We start from the raw sequence: 18,668 nt of genomic DNA, 5'->3' as shown, positions 1-18,668 counted from the left end.
GCGCGCGCGACGTTACTATGCTACCGCACTGCAGCATGATGACGAGGGAAGCGCTCTGCATGATCGGTCGACGTGAAGTAGTGACCGCGCTGGGTCTGTTGGGTGTCCTCCCACAGGCCGCCGCCGCGATGCGTGCAGCGCCCGGCAAGGCCGAGCCGTTCTCTTGGGACGTGCTTCAGCAGCGCGCCGCGATGCTCGCCACCAAGCCATATGCCGCCCCGGCCAAGGCCGCCGCCGCCGCCGCGATCGATTACGACAAGGTCGGCAGCATCCGCTTCCGCGCGGACAAGACGCTGGCGGGCGGTATCCGCCTGTTCCCGCTCGGTCGCTATGCGCCGATGCCGGTCGCGATCAACGTCGTCGACAACGGGCAGGCGCGCCGCATCGAGTTCTCGCGCGATCTGTTCGAGGCCGAAGAGGGTCACGCCGCCGCGCTCGGTATCGCCGGGTTCCGCGCGATGGCGCCGGGCGGGACCAGCGACTGGATGGCGTTCCAGGGCGCCTCCTATTTCCGGACCGCCGGCGCGCAGGACCAGTACGGCTTGTCCGCGCGCGGGCTCGCGATCAACACCGGGCTGCCGGGCCGCGAGGAATTTCCCGACTTCACCGAATTCTGGATCGAGCGGACCGGCGCGGACGCGTACACGATCTACGCGCTGATGGACGGCGCCAGCGTGACCGGCGCGTACCGTATCCAGTCGCGCCACGTCGCCGGCGCAGGCGTCGAGCAGCAGGTCTCGTTCGTGCTCAACGTCCGCCGCGACATCGAACGGCTCGGCATCGCGCCGGCGACCAGCATGTTCTGGTACGGCGAAGGCAACCGCGCCGCCGCGGTCGACTGGCGTCCCGAAATCCACGATTCGGACGGTCTTGCGCTGCTCACCGGTGCCGGCGAACGCATCTGGCGCCCGCTCAACAACCCGCCGCACGATACGCTCGACAGTTTCGCGGACCAGGCGCCGAAGGGTTTCGGTCTGATCCAACGCGACCGTAATTTCGATCACTACCAGGACGACGGCGCGTTCTACGATCGTCGCCCGAACCTGTGGATTCAGCCGCAGGGTGACTGGGGCAAGGGCGCAGTGATGCTCTATGCCTTCCCGACCAACAGCGAGACGGTCGACAATGTCGTCTCGTTCTGGACTCCGGCAACGCCAGCGAAGGCGGGGCAGCGGTTGCAGTTTGACTATAACCTGTCGTGGAAATCGACCGATCCGACCGCCGTCGCCGCGACAGCGCATGTCGTCGATTGCTGGCAGGGTGTCGCCGGTCGGCCGGGCGCCGAGCCGGTGAAGGGCGCGCGGAAGCTCGTGGTCGATTTCATCGGTGAGGGCCTTGCCGGGCTCGACCGGCAAAGCGGCGTGACTGCCAAGATCGACGTCGTCCGTGGTAAGGTCCTCGCCAACGCGGCCTATCCGGTAGTCGGTCAGAAGAACCGCTGGCGCGTCACCGTGGATGTGGCCCCCGATGCGCAGGGCCCCGCCGACGTCAGGCTGTTCCTCACGCGCGGCGGTCGCGCGCTTAGCGAAACCGTCCTGACCCCGATATTCTGATGCCCGCGCTTCCCGCAATGATGCCGGGCGAAACGCCGATCGCGATGCCCCCGCAGCGTTTCGACGGCCCGCCCCCGCCCTGGTCCGCACCCGAGCCCGGTCCGGGCATGGTCGTGTCCTCCGACGACATGCTCGCGCGTCGCATCCTCCTCGTGCTGATGACCGGGTTGCTGGCCACCGCGGCGTCGTCGGCCGTGCAGGAATCACTGCTCGCCGACGGACTGAGTTTCTGGGACGCGGCGCTGCTCGCGTTGTTCTTCCCGCTGTTCGCGTGGATCGCGTTCGGCTTCATGAACGCCGCGATCGGCTTCGTGCTGTTGATGACCGGCGGGCATCCAGGGTTCGTCCCGACGCCGCGCCAGTCCGAGCCGCTCGAGGGCCGCACGGCGATCCTGATGCCGGTCCACAACGAGGACATCGATGCGGTGTTCGAGCGAATCGCGTGGATGGCGCGCGCGATCGCCGCGGGCGGTGTCGCCGACCGGTTCGACATCTTCATCCTGAGCGATTCCGGCGAAGCGGCGGAAGTGGGCGAGGTCGCGGCGTGGCAGCGCCTCGCGCCGACGCTCGACTGCGCGCTTTATTACCGTCGCCGGACCGTGAACGTGGGGCGAAAACCCGGCAACGTCGCGGAGTGGATCCGGCGGTTCGGCGGCGGCTATCGCTACATGCTGATGCTCGACGCGGACAGTTTGATGGGCGGCAACACGATCATCGGCATGGCGCAGGTGCTTGAACGCCGGCCTGCGGTGGCGCTGCTCCAGACCGTGCCTGCGGTGATCAACGGCGTGACGTTCTTCCAGCGCTGGATGCAGTTCGCGAGCCGGTTGTACGGGCCGATCGCCACCGCTGGCCTCGTCTGGTGGTCGGGTTCGGAAGCGACCTTCTGGGGTCACAACGCGTTGATCCGGATCGAGGCGTTCGCGAGCAGTTGCGGCTTGCCCGACCTGCCCGGCCGCGCGCCGTTCGGCGGCGTCATCATGAGCCATGACATGGTCGAGGCGGCGCTGTTGCGGCGGCGCGGCTGGCGCGTGCACATGCTGATGACCGAGGAGACGTTCGAGGAATATCCGCCGACGCTGATCGATGCGGCGGTGCGCGATCGGCGCTGGGCGCAGGGCAATATCCAGCATCTGAGCCTGCTGACCTCGTCGGGGTTCCACTGGGTCAGCCGGCTGCAATTGCTGATGGGCGCATCGGCGTTCATCACCTCGCCGGTGTGGTTGCTGATGATCGCGACGAGCGTGGTGCAGGCGCTGCTCGGCGAGCGCAATATCGTCGAGGCACAGACCTCGTTGCAGGTGCTGTTCGTCACGCTGCTGTTGCTGTTCGGGCCCAAGCTGTTGAGCGTGATCTGGGCGTTCTCGAATGCGGAGCGTCGCGAGGGGTTCGGCGGGCGGCGGGGGATCGTGCGGTCGGTGTTGATCGACGTGCCGTTCTCGATGCTGTCCGCGCCGGTGATCGCGCTGACCCAGACGATGGACCTTGCGGGAATCCTGATGGGGCGGAAGTCGGGTTGGGCGCCGCAGAACCGTGACGCGCACGAACTCTCGCTGGCGGACGTGATGCCGCGCTATCGTTGGCATGTCGGGGTGGGGGTGGCGTTGCTACTGGTCACGCCGTTCGCGCCGATTACCGCGGCTTGGCTCGCGCCGGTGACGCTGGGGCTGCTGCTCAGTCCGTTCCTGACGATGCTGACGGCGAGCGAGAAGGCGGGGCGGTGGGCGCTGTCGCACGGGATGTTCGTCGAGCCCGGCGAGCATGTGTCGGTGCTCTCGCGGCCCTCGCTGCCGGCAACTCAAGTCTGACGCCGGCTGCTCCCCCCTCCCTTCCAGGGAGGGGGAATGTTGCGTCCGGCTACGCGCGATGTCCGCTCAACTCCGCCCCCGCATCCACCGCGAACCGGCGGTTCCAGATCGTCGCCGAGGCGGATACCGCAGTTACCACGAGGAACGCCAGCGTGAAGTCCGCCAGCGCCGGCCGCGTCGCGCCCGTTCCGAGCATCCCGACGTGCAGCGAGGCCGCACCGACGCAGATGCCGAGCGACAGCATCAGTTGCTGGAACGTGGCGTAGAAGCTGGTTGCGCTGCTCATCCGCGACGATGGAATCTCGTCATACGCGATCGTGTTGTACGCCGAGAATTGGAAGGACATGATGAAGCCTGACACCAACAATACCGCAAAGATCGCGGGGATCGGCCAGTCGGGGCGGAAGAGGCCGGCGACCGCATAGCCCGCGCTCGCGCAGAGCCCGCCGACGACCAGGCTGTTGCGGAATCCGAAACGGCGCAGGATGCGCGGGGCGAGCCCCTTCATGCCCAGCGAGCCGATCGCGCCGGCAATCGTGATCGCGCCGCTCGCCGCCGCGGTCATCCCGAACCCAAGCTGGAGCATCATCGGCAGCAGGAACGGCTGCGCGCCCTGCGTGATGCGCGTTAGCGATCCGCCGATCACCGACAGGCGGAAGGTGGGGATCCGCATCAGCGACAGATCGAGGATCGGGTCGCTGCGGTGTTTCGCGTGGCGGATATACGCCACGCCCGCGACCAGCCCGACCGCGATCAGCACGACGGCGCGCGAGAGTTCGCCGGTGCGGCTGGTCATCTCGAACCCGAACAACAGACAGCCGAGCGACACGCCCGACAGGATGAAGCCGGGCACGTCGAAGCGCGCGGGTTTGTCCTCGCGCACCTCGCCGATGAAGCGCGTGACCAGCACCACGCCGAGCAGGCCGATCGGCACGTTGAGGTAGAAGATCCAGCGCCAGTCGAGATACGTCACGATCGCGCCGCCGACCGGGGGACCCAGGATCGGACCGATCAGCGCGGGCATGATCAGCCACGACATCGCCTGGACCATATGCTCCTTGGCGACGCTGCGGAGCAGGACGAGGCGGCCGATCGGGATCATCATCGCGCCGCCGAGCCCTTGCAGGAAGCGCGCGAACATCATGAACGGCAGGCTGGTCGCCTGGCCGCACAGCATCGATCCGCCGACGAAGATGAGGATCGCCGCGCGGAAGATCGTCCGCGAGCCGAACCGGTCCGCGAGGCGCCCGCTCGCGGGAATGAAGATCGCGAGTGCCAGCAGATACGACGTCAGCGCCGAACTCATGCTGGTCGCGGGCACGCCGAAATCGCGCGCCATCGTCGGCAGCGCGGTCGCGAGCACGGTCGAGTCCATCTGCTCCATGAACAGCGCGCAGGCGATGATCAGCGCGGTGACGCGGTAGTTGCTCGGCGTGTGCGGCAACGCGTCGGGGTCCTTGGCGACGCGCGCGATGGTGTCGGCGGCGGGCATGATGCCGTCGCGGATCTCGCTGTTGATCGAGGCGAGCCCGCGCCGTCGGAGCCTCATGCCTGCCACCCCCCGCCGAGCGCCTTGAAGACGTCGACCTGGCGATCGACCAACAGCGCGTCGGACGTGGCGAGGTTGGCCTGCGCGGTGGTCAGCGCGGCCTGCGCGGTCAGCAGCGAGAGGAAGTCGGTGCGGCCGAAGCGGTAGAGCGTGCCGGCTTGGTCCGCGGCGCGTGCGGCGCTGGACTGCGCGCGGCGGAGGGCTGCGTTGCGTTCGCCTTCGCGCGCATAGGCGGAGAGTGCGGTCTCGGTCTGGCGGAGCGCTTCGAGCGTGGTCGAATCGAACTGCGCGAGCGCCTGGTCCGCGGTGGCGCCGGCCTGGGCGATCTGCGCGCGGATGACCGGGCGGTTGGGGAAGCTCCAGCTGATCAGCGGCCCGAGCCCGAGATGGAAAGCGTTGGTCGAGCCGAGCGACGACACCGGACCGGTAAAGCCGGCCGAGCCGCCGAGGCTGACCTGCGGATAGAGGTTGGCGGTGGCGACGCCGATCCGCGCGGTCGCGGCGGCAAGCGTGCGTTCGGCCTGGCGGATATCGGGGCGACGCAGGATCAACGCGGTTCCGTCGCCGATCGGCAGCGGGCGGGCGAGCGCGGGTGGCTTCGCACAGGTCGCGACGTCCTTGGGATAGTCGGCGGGTGTGCGGCCCATCAGTGTGGCGAGACGGTACAAGGCGGCGGTGCGCGTCGCGACCTGCGACGGGATCAGCGCTTCGCTCTGGTCGACCGCGGTCCTCGCGCGCGTCACGTCGAACGCAGTGCCGCGGCCGCCGCGTTGCAGGCGCTGCGTGACGTTCAGCGTCTGGCGTTGCAGTGCGAGGATGCGGTTGTTCGCGGCGAGCACCGAGTTCGCGGTGCAGGCGGTGGCGTAGCTGCGCGCGGTCTCCGCGGCGACGGTCACGCGGACGTTGTCGCGCGCGGCGGCGATGGCCTTGGCATCGCCTTGGGCAGCCTCGATCGCGCGGCGGATGCGGCCCGACAGGTCGAGCGGATAGGCTAGCGTGATGCCGAGGTTGTAGTCGAGCGTGCCGGGTAGGTTGCCGCCGGTCGTGTAGGGGCGGTCGAGCGAGGTGCCGCCGCCGACCACAGTCGACAGCGTTCGGCCCGCGGCGACTTCGGCAACGACCGCGTCGGCCCGGCGCAGGTTCGCATCGGCGGCGCGAAGATCGGTGTTGGCGGCGAGCGCTTCGGTGACGAACGCGTCGAGGCGGGGATCACCGTAGAGTCGCCACCAATGGTCGGGGAGGGGGGTGTCGGCGAACGCCTTCTCGTGGCCGCTGTCGAATGCGCCCTGGGCGGAGGGGCGGTTGACGACGGCGGACTCGGGGAGCGCGTAGTTCGGGCCGGCGGTGGTGCAGGCGGCGAGGGCGAGGGCGAGTACGGCCGTCAGTATCCCGGGCATCTTTGATGATGTGCCGCACGCAATCCCGGCATATCTGCAGGCGCTGTCGACTACATCCCCACGTCCTCCTCCCCGGCGAAGGCCGGGGTCCAGTTGGGCATCGTTGCCAACAAACAGCTGCGCTTCGTCACGACGGCCTTGCCACCTGGGCCCCGGCCTCCGCCGGGGTGGTGCATTGGTCTGGGGGAGGCGCGTGACAAACCTGTTGGGGGTCAGGGCGCAATCGCGCATGCCAGGTTCGCGCATCACGACGTCGTCCCCGGTGCAACGCGGGGCTGGACCGTCACGGTCGCCGTGCGGCCCACGATCAACTGCGTTCCCTTCGGCACGCTGGTCAGCTTCACCCGCACCGGGATACGCTGCGCCAGCCGCACCCAGTTGAAGGTCGGATTCACGTTCGGCAGCAGGTTCGTCGTGTTGGTCCGCTCGCTGTCGTTGATCCCCGCCGCGATGCTGTCGACGCGGCCGTGCAGCGCTTGTGGCTCGCCCATCAGGTGGACGATCACCGGGTCGCCGAGATGAATGCTGCCGAGCTTGGTTTCCTCGAAATAGCCCTCGACGCGCAGCGAATCGGTGTCGACCAGCGCCATCGCCTGCGTTCCGGTCGCGATATAGTCGCCGGGGTGGAGATCGAGGTTGGTGACGATCCCGTGCACCGTCGCGCGCACCGTCGTCCGCGCGAGGTTGAGTGCCGCGGTGGAGCGTGCGCTCTGCGCTTGCGCGAGTGCGGCCGAGGCGGTGGCGACGCGCGCGACGTTCTGCTCGTGCGTTTCCTTCGCGACCAGATCGCCTAGCGCCAGATCGCGCTGCGCTTCGCGCCGTGCCTGGAGCAGCGTCGCACGGGCGCTCGCGATCGATGCATCGGACTGCGCGAGCGTCAGCTGGAAGCGCGGGCGATCGACCACGAAGAGCACGTCGCCGGGCTTTACCGCCTGGTTGTCGTGCACCGCGACCTGCGTGACGAGGCCGGCGACGTCGGGTGTCACGCGGACGATGTCGGCGCGGATATGCCCGTCACGCGTCCACGGATCGGTCTCGTACCGTTTCCACAACCACAGCGCGACCAGCACCGCGAGCGCGACGATGACGATCGTGACGGCGGAGCGGCCAAGCGGGGCGAGCAGCGACTTGAGGCGGGGGTTCATGCGGAAGGTCCGGTGAGCAGGGCGAGCAGCCCGAGGATGAGGAAGAACAGTGCGAGGTCGACGAGCGGCCGATACGTCACCAGGCGGTAGGCACCGGCGAACGCGAGCAGCCGCGTGGCGATGCCGGTGAGGAGCACGGCGGCGACCGCGAGCAGCAGGATGCTCGGCAGGTATACGCCGCCGATCGAGATTTCGCCGGTCATGCCGCCACTCCGGACACGTACCCATAGGCTGGCGCTTGCGGGAACAGGTTGCGGCGCAGCGAGGTCAGCGCGAGCACGCCGGTGCGGTGCCTATCGGGCGTGCTCGTGGCGAACCCGGTCATCGCCGCATCGATACCGGCAAGCAGGTCGGGTTCGGGCGGTGCAGGCTGATTGGGACGCAGCGCGCGGTAATGCGCGCCGATGCCGCGCAGCACGGGCGTGATCATCATCGCCTCGTCGGCCGTGCCGTCCAGTCGCATCTGTCGCAGTTCGCCGACCGAGACGCCGACGCGCAGATCGGTCAACGCGTCGAGCAGCGGCTTGCCCGGATCTTCGCCTTGCGCTGCGAGTCTGGGGGCGAGCAGGCCGATCCGGTCGAGCATCCGCGCGATCCAGCCCGCCGCGTCGGGTCGACCGGGCGAATCGCTGCGGTTTGCCAGCTCGCGCCAGCCCGCGCGGATCAGCCGCCGCGCGCTGGTGTCCGCGCCGATCGTCTGGAACAGGCCGACGGTGACGACCGCGAACAACGTGCCGACCAGCTGCGAGATGCCGCCGTTGAGGAACGTGTCGAACCCGCCGCCATAGCGGTCGTTGAGCCCGACCGTGTTGAGCCCGCCGAGCAGTGCGCCGAGCGTCACCAGCAAGGTCGATGGGCGCGCGAGGAACACGCCTCCGATCAGCATCGGCGGCGCGAGTACCGCGGCCAACGTCACGAAATCGGTCACGCGCGGCAGGATCGTGAAGGCGTACACGGCGGAGATGACGAGGCCGATGATCGTGCCATAGAAGAACGCCATGATCGCCGGCGCGGGATCGTCGCTGTTGCCGAACAGCGCGCAGCACACGCCCGCGATCAGCACCGCGCCCGCGCCGTCGCTCCAGCCGGTGCCGATCCAGAATGCGCACCCGAGCAGGATCGTCGTGACGGTACCCGCCGCCGCCCGCAGCGCGATGCCGCGATCGCGGTGGAGCGGTCGGCGTGCCGTCCGGGCCAGCAGCCGGGCGACCGCCGGGGTGATCGCGGTTCGCGACGGCGAGCGCATCTGATCGCGCAGGTCGCGCGTGTTGCGGTGGGCGTCGACCAGTTCGCCGAGGCGTGCGAGCAGGCTCAGGCGCAGCGCGTCGCGCCAGATGAGCGTGGTGCCGACCGGCGGCTCGAGTGCCTTTGCGCGGGCGATCAGCGCATCGGCGGTCGCGCCCCGTCGCTCGACTGCGGGCGGATCGCGGAGCCATTCGCGCACGTCCTCGATCAGCGCGAGCGCCTCGGGGCGGGGGGCATCGGCGCCGCGGGTCAGCTCGACGATCCGGTCGTCGACCGCGCTCGCCAGCGGCAACAGCATCGACAGTTCCGCCTGGAGCGCGCGCAGCGTCCGTACGCGGGGGAGAAGCCGCGCGGTGTCGAACGGCAGGTGGATGGAAAGCTGATGCAGCTCATTGATGTCGAGCGCGAGACGCCGCCGGTCACGATCGAGCTTGGCATCGGAGGCGCCGGCGAGCGAATCGCGCGACCAGCGTTCGGCGTCCGCGAGGATGGCGTCGATCCGCCCGAGCAACGCCGCGGTCACCGTCTGCGGGAAGACGAAGCCGTGGATCAGGCTGCCGCAGAGGATCCCGATCGTGATCTCCTGCACGCGCAACGCCGCAGTCGTGAAGATCGCGCCCGGTGCCGCCACCGACGGGAAGCCGATGATGCTCGCGGTATAGCCGGCCAGCAGGAACACGTACGCGCGGGGCGTCCTGTCCAGCAGCGAGATGTACAGGCACACGCCGAGCCAGAGCGCGAGACCCAGCGACAGCAGTTCGGGCGCGTTGACGAGGTTCGGCACCAGCACGACCGCAGCGATCGCGCCCAGCACCGTGCCCGCGACCCGGAAAACCGCTTTCGACAGCACCGCGCCGGCCAACGGTTGCGCGACGATGTACGACGTCGTCACCGCCCAATAGGGGCGCGTCAGACCGATCCGCAGCGCGATATAATATGCGAGCAATGCCGCGATCAGGCATTTGACCGAGAAGAGCGCTTCCTTCGCGCCGAATTTCGCGAGGATCATCGTGCGTGATCCGCCGCGAACCGCGCGCCGAGCCGTTCGGCGACGCGCAGCGCGGTGGCGAGGTCCTCGTCGGACACGTCGTCGAGCATCGCCGCGCGCAGGCTCGCGAACTTCGCCTCGATCGTCGTGACGAGCGCGCGACCGTGTTCGGTCAGGCGGATGCGGCTGACGCGCGCGTCCTGCGGATCGCGCTGGCGCTCGACGAGCCCGGCGGCGGTCATCTGGTCGATCGAGCGGACCAGCGACGCTTGCGTGACATCGAGCTCGCTGGCGAGATCGGTCTGGCGGACGTCGTCGCCAAGCCGCCCGACCTGCACCAATGCCCACCCGATCGACGCGGACACGTTCATGTCGCTGAGCGCGCGATCCGCCGCCCGCCGCCACATCCTGGCGAGCGGCAGGAGGGTGCGGGCGTAGGAGGACTCAAGGGCACGGCGAGGGGAAGTCATTAGCGTGCTAAGTAATGACGTTTACTTATGCTGCAATGCGGAATCGGTTTGTGACGGAAATGTTAGGATTGGTCCCAAACTGATAGGCGCCACCCCGGCGAAGGCCGGGGCCCAGTTGGAAAGGTCGCGGTAACGGAAGACAGCGCTCGGTTAGCAACGTCCCCCAACTGGACCCCGGCCTCCGCCGGGGTGGTGCCGCTCAACGGAAAGGTCTTACTCCACCGCCAGGATCACATGGCTGGCCTTGATCAACGCCAACGCCCGCGTACCGATCTGCAGGTCGAGCGCCTCCGCACTCTCCCTGGTCAACGTCGCGGTCAGCGTCTTGCCGAGCGTCAGTTCCAGCGTCACTTCGCTCGAAATCGCGCCGTCCTCGCGCGCGATCACCGTCCCCGCCAGCGTGTTGCGCGCCGACGTCCGCAAGGTCTCGTCACCGCGTGCGAGGATCACGAAGCTCGACTTGATCAGCGCGAGCGCGGTCGCGCCCGGCACCAGTCCCAGATCCTCCGCGCTCTCCCGCGTGATCGTCGCGACGATCTCCACGCCGTCCGCCACTGCCAGCGTCACCTCGGCATCGATGGTCCCCGGCGTCACCCGCGACACGGTGCCGCGCAGCACGTTGCGTGCGCTCGTCTTCATTCCGATTCCCCACAGCAACGGCTTCAACGACAGCCGGTTCGACACGCTCGCCTCGATCCGCGCCATCGCGCTGGCCAGTTCGGCCTCCGCGACCGCATAGCCGTCGAGCACCGCGACGCCCGCCTCGGTGATCGGGCTCGCACCGCCGTCCTTGCCGCCGGCGGCGGGGAGCACGAGCGGGCGGTCGAACAGATTGTTCATCACCTGCACCGCGTCCCACGCCGCCTTGTAGCTCAGCCCGACGACCTTCGCCGCGCTGGTGATCGAGCCGCCGTCGCGGATCGCGCGGAGCAACGCGATCCGGTCGGCACCGACGCGGCCGGTCTGGTCCTTGGCGAGCAGGATCGTGGCGTGGAGGGTGGGGTCGGTCATCCCCGCTTCATAGCTACTGCTTGATGCGGAAGGTAAGCCCGATCGTGCGCGGGTCGCTCGGCGTCGCGAGGATCAGGCCGGAATTGCCCGCCTGGATCGTCACGTTCTGGATATAGTCCTTGTTCAGCAGGTTGCGCGAGAACACGGCGAGTTCCCAGCCATCCTTCGAGCGGAAGCCGATGCTGCCGTTGACGATCGTGTAGCCTTCGATCACCGTGAACGCCGAACCCGAGGGATCGCCGAACTGCCGCGTGCGGGTGTTCGAATCGACATGGACGAAGCCGCTGCCGATGTCGGCGATCGGCTGGTTGTAGTCCGCGCCGAGCGTGTACGACCACCGCGGGAGGCTCGACAGGCGCTGCCCGCTGAGATCGCAGAACGCGGCCGTATTGAAGATCCGCTCGATCGGGCAGGGCGCTGCCGGGTAGGAATTGAACTTGCCGTCGGCGTAGGCGACGCTGCCGCGCAGCGACAGGTTGTGGGTGACGAGCGCGGTCGCGTCCGCCTCGAACCCGCGGACGGTGACCTTCGGGATGTTGGCGAGGTAGGTACGCAACGCCGCGGCGGCGCGCGTGTCGGTGACGTTCGCCTGGAAATCGGTGACGCGCGTGTAATAGCCGTCGACGTTGAAGATCAGGCGGTTGTCGAACAGCTGCGTCTTCAGGCCGATCTCGTAGGCAGTGTTCTTCTCGGGGCGGACGACGGCGGTGCCGATCGCGGGCTGGTTCTGGTCGTTGAGCGGCAGGCCGGACATGTTGATCCCGCCCGACTTCTCGCCGCGCGCGTAGCTGGCATAAGCGAGGATGCCGTCAGTCGCCTGGTAGGCGATGTTGGCGCGCCCGGTTAGCGCGCCGTCCTTGTCGCTGGCGGCGTAGTTCTGGCCGCGCAGGATCGACAGCTTGGCCGTGTTCAGCGCGGCGTTGGTGGTCTGCAAGCCGCCGAAGGTGAAGGTGTCGTACGTCCCCTCCTTCTCCTCATAGGTATACCGAAGTCCGCCGGTCAGGGTGAGGCGATCGACCGGCTTCCAGTTCACTTCGCCGAACGCGGCATAGCTGTCCGAGCGGAAGTCGGTGCGGCCGTCGGTGCCGTAGCCGTCGAGCAGATTGCTCGGGACGGCGGTTGCGGCGGCGCCGGTGCCCGTCGATGTGCCGATCAGGTAGCGTGCGGCGGCGGGGCCGTAGATCGAGATCGGGCGGCCGATCACGCGCTGGCGGAAGAAATACAGTCCGCCGACATAGCTCACTTTATGGTCGCCGTTCGAGGCTAGGCGGAGTTCCTGGCTGTACTGGTCCTGGCGCGAGGGGATGTGCTGTTCGGTCTGGATCGGGATGCCGGTATAGTCGCGATCGTTGTCGGCGTCCCAGTTCCAGAAGCGCCATGCGCTGACCGAGGTAAGCGTCGCACCGCCCAGGTTCCAGTCGGCGATGACGCCGACGCCGCCCTCGTTGGTATCGACGCCGAGCGCCGCGTCGATGTCGGTCTTGCGGTCGTACGGATTGGTGCTGGGCGGCGCGTAGTTGAACTGCGCTGCCAGGCCGGTAGGGCCGCCGAACTGGCGCGTGGCGGTGCGGAACAGGCGGCCGTCGGTACCACTGCCGGGGCGGGTGGCGACGTTGTAATAGACCTGCGTGCAGCAATTGCTCTGGAAGTTGGTGAAGTCGGCGCTGACCTTGACCTGGAACACCTCCGAGGGGCGGAAGAGCAACTGCCCGCGGATCGCCTGGTTGCCGATGGTATTCTGGTCGCGGGCGGTGACGACGTTGTCGATCACGCCGTCGCGGCGCGTGCTGACCACCGAGACGCGGCCGGCGAGCGTATCGCCGATGATCGGGCCGGAGACGGCGCCCTTCACCTGGAGGAAGTTGTAGCTTGCATAACTGATCTCGGCCTCGCCCTGCGTCGTGAAGGTCGGGGCGCGGGTCGTGATGTTGATCGCGCCGGCGGTCGAGTTTTTGCCGAACAGCGTGCCCTGCGGCCCGCGCAAGACTTCGACCTGCTCGATGTCGCTGAAGTCGAACGCGGCGGTGGCGGGGCGCGCGTGATAGACCTGGTCGACATAATAGCCGACGCCGGGTTCGAGCCCGTCATTGGCCTGGCTGACCGCGACGACGCTGCTGCCGAGCCCGCGGATCGTGAACGCGGTGTTGCGGGGATTGGCCGAGCTGTAGTTGAGCGCGGGGACGAGCTGCGACAGTTGCTGCGTGTTCACGGTGTACGACCGGTCGAGCAGCGCGCCACCCACGACGGACAACGACCCGGGGATCTTCTGCGCGTTTTCGGCACGACGACGGGCGGTGACGATCACTTCCATCGAGGTGTCGGGGTCGGCGCTCGGTTGGGCCGTGGTGCCCTCAGTGCGTGTCTGTTCCGGATTGGCGGCGCTGGTCTGCGCGTCTGCCATCATCGGCAGGCACGTCGTCGCCAGCAGCACGGCAGTCAGCCGCGCGAAATCATGTCCCCGCATTGTCGTCACCCCTTCGTTATATAGTCGAGCTACATAACGAGAAGTTTCGAAACAGATAGAGGGATTTGCGGACGCGCGCGCGTGCAAACGCAACCGCATACCACCCCGGCGAAGGCCGGGGCCCAATTGGGGGACGACGCTTGGCGGGCGTCGGATGCCGTTACTGTGACCTTTCCAATTGGGCCCCGGCCTTCGCCGGGGTGGAGGGCAGCGGCGTCAGGAAAGGAGGGCGACGATCTCCGCCGCGATCTCGGCGGGCAAGCGCGACGCGCCGTCAGTTACCGTCGACACCGTGGCCCAGCGGCCCAGCAACCCGGCCTCGGCCATCGCTGTGTAATTCGTCCGCACCCGATCCTGCAGTCCGGTATCCGCCTCGTACGCATCGAACGCGTCGTCGGTGTAGGAGCGCTTGCGCTTCTTCATGATCAGCCCGCGCGCGATGTCGGCGGGGGTGTCGAGATACACCGACAGGTCTGGCTTCGGCAGCGCGAACGAACCTGTCTCCAAATCCGCGATCCACGCCATCATCGCGTCCGCTTCGTCCGCGTGCACCTGCGCCGCCTGATACGCCATGTTCGAGGCGATATAGCGGTCGAACACCACCACATCGTTCGCCGCCATCGTCGCCAGCAGATGCTCCCGCGACTCCATCCGGTCGAGCGCATACAGCACCGCCGCCGCCCTGGGCGACGTGCCGCGCGGCAGTGTCCCCGCCAGCATCGCGCCCAGCGCCCAGCCGCCGACCGTCTCGGTATAGCGCGGGAACGACACCACGTCCGCGGTGCGGCCCGCGGCGCGCAACTGCTCGACCACCAGTGCCGAGGCGGTGGCTTTGCCCGCGCCGTCGGCGCCTTCGATTGCCAGGAGAAAACTCATCTCGTCTGCCCTAGCAAGGCGGGGGGCCCTAGCAAGCCTTACCGACTCACCAAAGCCTGCAAATCGATCAGCCCGCGCAACAGCGACGTCCCGCCCGGTGAGGCGATATAGCGCGGCGTCCAGTTCGGGCGGAACTTCTCCTTGTACGCACGCAGGCCGGCGAACCCGTAGAACCGCTCGCCGTGGCGGAACAGGAAGGCGGCCACCTTCGACCAGGTCGGGGACAGCCGCCGCGCCTCGATCCCCGACAGCGGCGCCATCCCCAGCGAGAAATGCCGATAGCCATGCTCGTGACCCCACAGCATCAGCCGCGTGAAGAGGAAATCCATTCCGCCCTGCGGCATGTCCTCGGCGTGGCGCATGAGGTCGATCGACAGTTCCTGCTTGTTCCGCGTCGCCCAAATATTGGCGAAGGCAACAATGCGCCCCTCGATCCGCACCACCGCGCAGTCGAACTTGGCCAGATATTCGGGCTCGAACTTGCCGACGCTGAAGCTCTTTTCGGCATGATCCTTGTCGGCCAGCCACCAGTCGGAGATCGCCTGCAATTCGGGGATGATCACCGGCATCTCGGCGGCCGGGACGACGGCGAACTGCGCCCCCGCACGTTCGGCGACGCGGCTGGCCTTCCGGACGCTGCGCATCTCGGGCGTCTCCAGCGTGAAGACGTCGAGCTCGACCGTCGCCTCTTCGCCGTATTTGACGAGCTTCAGCCCCATCTCGATCGCGATCGGCACGATCCGAAGGCCGATCTGGTACAGCAGCAACCGCCCCTGTGCGGCGTCGGCGCGGGCGCGGATCGCCCATAACAGTTCGGACCATGCCTCGCTCGGCCCGACCGGGTCGCCGATCACGATCCAGCTCGCACCCTTGACCTGGTACATCAGGAACGCGTCGCCGCTGTCCGAGACGAGGAAGCGCTTGTCGCCGGTGAAGCCGAGCATCGCGTCGGTGCGGTCGGCATGCGCGAGCGCGGCGGTCGCGACGTCGTCAGGGAGCATGTCGTGGACCATCGGCATCGGCGCGGCGGCGAACAGTCGCCAGATCGCCGCGCCGATCAGCAGCAGCCCGACCGCGAGGCTGGTGCGCAGGAAGCGCGAGGCGTTGGCGTCGGTTTCGAACCGCCACCACAGGTCGCTCGAATAGCCGACATGGCGGTACGCGAAGAACCCGATCAGCACCGACAGGCCGATCGCCGCGCCGACCCCGACAAGCCACTCCGGTGACAATGGTTCCGCGGTCAGCCGCGTCCGCCGGTAGAACGCCGCGCGCGTCCATTGCAGCGCGGCGGCGGTCAGCAGGAGGATCGTCGCCTCCTCGTAATCGAGGCCCTTGGCGATCGACAGCAGCGCACCCGCGACGAGCAGGGTCCGCGCCGCCCAGAACGCGCCGTCGAGCCGCCGGTACAGTCCGAGCGCGACCAGCAGCAGCATGACGCCGACGAGGCTTGCCGCGACGTGCGCCATCTCGCTGAACGGGAGGGGGAGGATCGTCGCCAACGTGTCCATGCGGCCCGGCGCGGCGGGCAGGGCACCCGAGACGAGCAGCATCGCACCGCTCATGAACACCAGTACGCCGAGCAGAAGCGGTGCGAGCGGCAGCGCGATCGCCAGCGGATCGGTCCCGCGACCGCGCCACTGCTTGCCCTCGTGGAACGCCATCAGCACCGCGGCCAGGATCAGCGGCGCGACGTAGTAGATGATGCGATAGGCGAGGAGCGCGGCGAGGATCGTCGCATTGTCCTGCGGCATCGTCGCGATGATCACCGCCTCGAACACGCCGAGCCCGCCCGGCACATGGCTGATCAACGCGACGACGATCGCGACCGCATAGCCGAGGAACAGCACCGGATAGAGCTCGGGCGAGGCGTTCGGCAGCAGCACGAACAGCGCCGCGCTCGCCGCCGCGAGGTCGACCGTCGAGACCAGCACGAGCGCCAGCGCCTGTCGCCAGTTGGGCAGCGGCAGGCGCCAGCCGAGCAGCCCGATCGATCCGCCGTGGCGATGGCGCAGCACGATGCCCAGCATGACGAGCGGAATGACGATGCCGATGCCACGCTCCAGTAGCGGCGGCATCGTCCACTTCACAATCGGCAGCATCCCCGGATGGATCGCCATCGACAGGCATGCGACGGTGATCACCCCCGCCCAGAACGTCACGCCGGCGATCAGCACGACGCGGGCGACGGCGGCCTCGTCGAGCCCGGCGCGACTATAGACGCGGTAGCGCGCCGATCCGCCGGTGAGCATCGCGAGGCCGAGATTGTGGCTGATCGTGTAGCTGGTGAACGACGCCACCGCCGCCGTCCGCCAGCGCAACGGATGGCCGATCACCTGCAACGCGATCGTATCGTAGAAGGTCAGCGCGATGTAGCTGACGACGGTCAGCCCGATCGACACCGACAGCTGCGGCCAGCCGAGTGCGGAGAACGCAGCGCGCACTTCGGACAGCCGGATCTCCGCGGTCAGCTTGTGGATCGCCGCGAAGCCGAGCACCGCCACGACCAGCACTGCCAGCGCGATCAGCATGCCCCGCCGGTGCGCGATCCAGTCGCGCGTCCGGATGACCCATGGAGCCGTGGTCATCGGGTCAACCGCGGTGCCAGATCTGGGACTTGCAGAAGAACCCGCCGATCAGGCACCCCTTCACCGAAATCGTGTTCGCATCGACCAGCTTCAGCGTGGAGCCGAACGTGCGACCCATGTCGGGCACGAAGATCGTGCCGGACCATGTGTTGCGTCCGCTCGGGCGGTATTCGCGTAACAAGGCGGTGCCGATCAGCTTGGGCGTGCCACCGTCGCGCGCGTCGGCCTGCGCTTCATCGGTCGCACGGACCACCCATCCGCACAGCTTGTCGCCACACGCACCGGTCTTCACGGCCACGCTGTTCTTCGGATTGTGCCAAACCCCTTCCACCGCCGAGGCGGGGGCAGGGGGTGCGGCAGGAGCGGGGCTGCCCGCGGCCATCGCGAGCGCCATCAGTGCAGGAATCATCGATCGATCCTTAATGCGCGAATACGAACCGCGAGACCGTAGCGTAAAGCGCATCGGCGTCGCGGTGAAGCGGGTGCCCCCCCGGCAGGGCAATGATCCGGGCATTGGGCTGCTTCAGCAGCGGACACAAGCTGTCGGCTTCCACGACGCCGTGGATGCACAGCAAGGGTGCCCATGTGAGCCGTCGCGCAGTCGGCAGCGCATCGCTGGTCGGCGTCCAGTAATCGAAGATCTCACCCGGCGACGCGCGGAACTGTACGGTATTCTCGGGCACGATCAGCGCGACTCGCGTCACCTTGTCGCGCAGGCTCGCGGGCAACCCGACGAGACCGACGTGAAGCATGTCCGCGCCGAACGACACGCCGATCAGCACGACGCGGTCGGTATGCCCCAATCGCAGTGCACGTTGTTCGGCGCGTGCGATCAGCGAGGTGATCTCCGCAGGCGTGCGGGTCTTGCGCAGATAGGTCAGCGTATTGACGCCGACCACGGGAATACCGTCGGCGGCAAGACGCTCCGCGATGTCGGGGCTCATGCCCGTGTTGAAGCCGATGTCGCCCGACAGCAGCACGACCGCAAAGGGCGCCCGGTCGGAGGTGCTGCGCGCGGCTATGTCGGTGAACAGCGCCCCCCCGAAATAGCCCAGCCAGCCCATCACACCCATCGCCAAAGCGACGATCAGAGCGAGAACGATCAGGGCTCGGCGAACACGCGTCATCGGCAACCGATTGCACCTGCCTGGATGATCGACAGGTGGAGAATGAATGACGTTTTCGTCACGGATCGTGACACTTACGCCGATCGGGACCGATCCGTATCAGGCGTGATCGTGCGCCAGCCGCTCGTGGTGGCGGATCACTTCGTCGATGATGAAGCGCAGGAATTTCTCCGAGAATTCCGGATCGAGCTGCGCATCCGCCGCGAGCTGCCGGAGCCGCGCGATCTGGCGTTCCTCGCGGCCCGGATCGGCGGGCGGAAGCCCGTGCGTGGCCTTGTGCCGGCCGACCGCCTGCGTGACCTTGAAGCGCTCGGCAAGCATGTGGATCAGTGCCGCATCGATATTGTCGATGCTCTGGCGATATCCGTTCAGCAGGTCGTCAGCCATCGCACACCCTTCCAGATTGGTTCGGGCGCCTTTTGCGGGGATGCGTCCTACTCCGCAAGGCCC

General features: G+C 67.9%; 15 protein-coding genes. 2 read left to right on the top strand and 13 right to left on the bottom strand.

The features are described 5' to 3' along the window. Window positions 1–59: 59 nt before the first annotated feature. Window positions 60–1,553 carry a glucan biosynthesis protein gene (locus tag C8J45_RS14175; RefSeq protein ID WP_107963868.1) on the top strand — a complete coding sequence of 498 codons (1,494 nt, stop codon included), beginning with the start codon at window positions 60–62 and terminating at the stop codon, window positions 1,551–1,553. Further along, the gene (gene mdoH, locus C8J45_RS14170) at window positions 1,553–3,361 is read left to right on the top strand and encodes a glucans biosynthesis glucosyltransferase MdoH (protein WP_258191465.1); all 1,809 of its coding nucleotides are present in this window, start codon (window positions 1,553–1,555) and stop codon (window positions 3,359–3,361) included. Before C8J45_RS14175 ends, mdoH begins: the two co-directional genes overlap by 1 nt. A gap of 49 nt (window positions 3,362–3,410) precedes the next feature. Here the strand turns inward: mdoH and C8J45_RS14165 are convergent, their stop codons facing one another. The 13 genes from C8J45_RS14165 to C8J45_RS14105 form a co-directional block, all read right to left on the bottom strand. Beyond that, window positions 3,411–4,910: a DHA2 family efflux MFS transporter permease subunit gene (locus tag C8J45_RS14165; RefSeq protein ID WP_107963866.1), complete on the bottom strand. Its 1,500-nt coding sequence runs from the start codon at window positions 4,908–4,910 to the stop codon at window positions 3,411–3,413. Beyond that, window positions 4,907–6,307, bottom strand: coding sequence for an efflux transporter outer membrane subunit (locus C8J45_RS14160; RefSeq protein ID WP_107963794.1), 1,401 nt, complete (start codon window positions 6,305–6,307; stop codon window positions 4,907–4,909). Before C8J45_RS14160 ends, C8J45_RS14165 begins: the two co-directional genes overlap by 4 nt. Window positions 6,308–6,552: 245 nt before the next feature. Continuing rightward, complete coding sequence (locus C8J45_RS14155) at window positions 6,553–7,452, bottom strand: efflux RND transporter periplasmic adaptor subunit (RefSeq protein WP_107963793.1); 900 nt, start codon at window positions 7,450–7,452, stop codon at window positions 6,553–6,555. Further along, window positions 7,449–7,655, bottom strand: coding sequence for a DUF1656 domain-containing protein (locus C8J45_RS14150; RefSeq protein WP_107963792.1), 207 nt, complete (start codon window positions 7,653–7,655; stop codon window positions 7,449–7,451). Before C8J45_RS14150 ends, C8J45_RS14155 begins: the two co-directional genes overlap by 4 nt. Beyond that, window positions 7,652–9,706: an FUSC family protein gene (locus tag C8J45_RS14145; RefSeq protein ID WP_107963791.1), complete on the bottom strand. Its 2,055-nt coding sequence runs from the start codon at window positions 9,704–9,706 to the stop codon at window positions 7,652–7,654. Before C8J45_RS14145 ends, C8J45_RS14150 begins: the two co-directional genes overlap by 4 nt. Beyond that, the gene (locus tag C8J45_RS14140; protein WP_107963790.1) at window positions 9,703–10,155 is read right to left on the bottom strand and encodes a MarR family winged helix-turn-helix transcriptional regulator; all 453 of its coding nucleotides are present in this window, start codon (window positions 10,153–10,155) and stop codon (window positions 9,703–9,705) included. Before C8J45_RS14140 ends, C8J45_RS14145 begins: the two co-directional genes overlap by 4 nt. 213 nt (window positions 10,156–10,368) lie before the next feature. Next, entirely contained in the window at window positions 10,369–11,166 is a 798-nt protein-coding gene (locus C8J45_RS14135) for a TOBE domain-containing protein (protein WP_107963789.1), read from the bottom strand. A 13-nt stretch (window positions 11,167–11,179) separates the two neighbouring features. Further along, window positions 11,180–13,630: a TonB-dependent receptor gene (locus tag C8J45_RS14130; RefSeq protein WP_107963788.1), complete on the bottom strand. Its 2,451-nt coding sequence runs from the start codon at window positions 13,628–13,630 to the stop codon at window positions 11,180–11,182. A 216-nt stretch (window positions 13,631–13,846) separates the two neighbouring features. After that, window positions 13,847–14,506: a dTMP kinase gene (locus C8J45_RS14125; protein ID WP_107963787.1), complete on the bottom strand. Its 660-nt coding sequence runs from the start codon at window positions 14,504–14,506 to the stop codon at window positions 13,847–13,849. 38 nt (window positions 14,507–14,544) lie between these two features. Next, on the bottom strand, window positions 14,545–17,091 hold the full coding sequence (gene mprF / locus C8J45_RS14120) for a bifunctional lysylphosphatidylglycerol flippase/synthetase MprF (RefSeq protein ID WP_219907387.1): 2,547 nt from the start codon (window positions 17,089–17,091) through the stop codon (window positions 14,545–14,547). A gap of 4 nt (window positions 17,092–17,095) precedes the next feature. Further along, window positions 17,096–17,500 (bottom strand): DUF2147 domain-containing protein, encoded by a 405-nt coding sequence (locus C8J45_RS14115; protein WP_258191464.1) that lies wholly within the window; start codon window positions 17,498–17,500, stop codon window positions 17,096–17,098. 10 nt (window positions 17,501–17,510) lie between these two features. Further along, complete coding sequence (locus tag C8J45_RS14110; protein ID WP_107963785.1) at window positions 17,511–18,218, bottom strand: AcvB/VirJ family lysyl-phosphatidylglycerol hydrolase; 708 nt, start codon at window positions 18,216–18,218, stop codon at window positions 17,511–17,513. Between the two features lie 99 nt (window positions 18,219–18,317). Continuing rightward, the gene (locus tag C8J45_RS14105; protein ID WP_107963784.1) at window positions 18,318–18,605 is read right to left on the bottom strand and encodes a chorismate mutase; all 288 of its coding nucleotides are present in this window, start codon (window positions 18,603–18,605) and stop codon (window positions 18,318–18,320) included. Window positions 18,606–18,668: the final 63 nt, after the last annotated feature.

The organism is Sphingomonas sp. PP-CE-3G-477 (assembly GCF_003050745.1).
GTDB lineage: Bacteria > Pseudomonadota > Alphaproteobacteria > Sphingomonadales > Sphingomonadaceae > Sphingomonas.
Note: the sequence above shows the minus strand (reverse complement) of the source record. Positions and strands in the feature narration are given on the sequence as shown.

What these genes read in the sequence shown, in the direction of transcription:
- C8J45_RS14175 (WP_107963868.1), top strand. Translation starts at nt 60, where the DNA reads ATGATCGGTCGACGTGAAGTAGTGACCGCGCTGGGTCTGTTGGGTGTC.
- mdoH (WP_258191465.1), top strand. Translation starts at nt 1,553, where the DNA reads ATGCCCGCGCTTCCCGCAATGATGCCGGGCGAAACGCCGATCGCGATG.
- C8J45_RS14165 (WP_107963866.1), bottom strand. Translation starts at nt 4,910, where the DNA reads ATGAGGCTCCGACGGCGCGGGCTCGCCTCGATCAACAGCGAGATCCGC.
- C8J45_RS14160 (WP_107963794.1), bottom strand. Translation starts at nt 6,307, where the DNA reads ATGCCCGGGATACTGACGGCCGTACTCGCCCTCGCCCTCGCCGCCTGC.
- C8J45_RS14155 (WP_107963793.1), bottom strand. Translation starts at nt 7,452, where the DNA reads ATGAACCCCCGCCTCAAGTCGCTGCTCGCCCCGCTTGGCCGCTCCGCC.
- C8J45_RS14150 (WP_107963792.1), bottom strand. Translation starts at nt 7,655, where the DNA reads ATGACCGGCGAAATCTCGATCGGCGGCGTATACCTGCCGAGCATCCTG.
- C8J45_RS14145 (WP_107963791.1), bottom strand. Translation starts at nt 9,706, where the DNA reads ATGATCCTCGCGAAATTCGGCGCGAAGGAAGCGCTCTTCTCGGTCAAA.
- C8J45_RS14140 (WP_107963790.1), bottom strand. Translation starts at nt 10,155, where the DNA reads ATGACTTCCCCTCGCCGTGCCCTTGAGTCCTCCTACGCCCGCACCCTC.
- C8J45_RS14135 (WP_107963789.1), bottom strand. Translation starts at nt 11,166, where the DNA reads ATGACCGACCCCACCCTCCACGCCACGATCCTGCTCGCCAAGGACCAG.
- C8J45_RS14130 (WP_107963788.1), bottom strand. Translation starts at nt 13,630, where the DNA reads ATGCGGGGACATGATTTCGCGCGGCTGACTGCCGTGCTGCTGGCGACG.
- C8J45_RS14125 (WP_107963787.1), bottom strand. Translation starts at nt 14,506, where the DNA reads ATGAGTTTTCTCCTGGCAATCGAAGGCGCCGACGGCGCGGGCAAAGCC.
- mprF (WP_219907387.1), bottom strand. Translation starts at nt 17,091, where the DNA reads ATGACCACGGCTCCATGGGTCATCCGGACGCGCGACTGGATCGCGCAC.
- C8J45_RS14115 (WP_258191464.1), bottom strand. Translation starts at nt 17,500, where the DNA reads ATGATTCCTGCACTGATGGCGCTCGCGATGGCCGCGGGCAGCCCCGCT.
- C8J45_RS14110 (WP_107963785.1), bottom strand. Translation starts at nt 18,218, where the DNA reads ATGACGCGTGTTCGCCGAGCCCTGATCGTTCTCGCTCTGATCGTCGCT.
- C8J45_RS14105 (WP_107963784.1), bottom strand. Translation starts at nt 18,605, where the DNA reads ATGGCTGACGACCTGCTGAACGGATATCGCCAGAGCATCGACAATATC.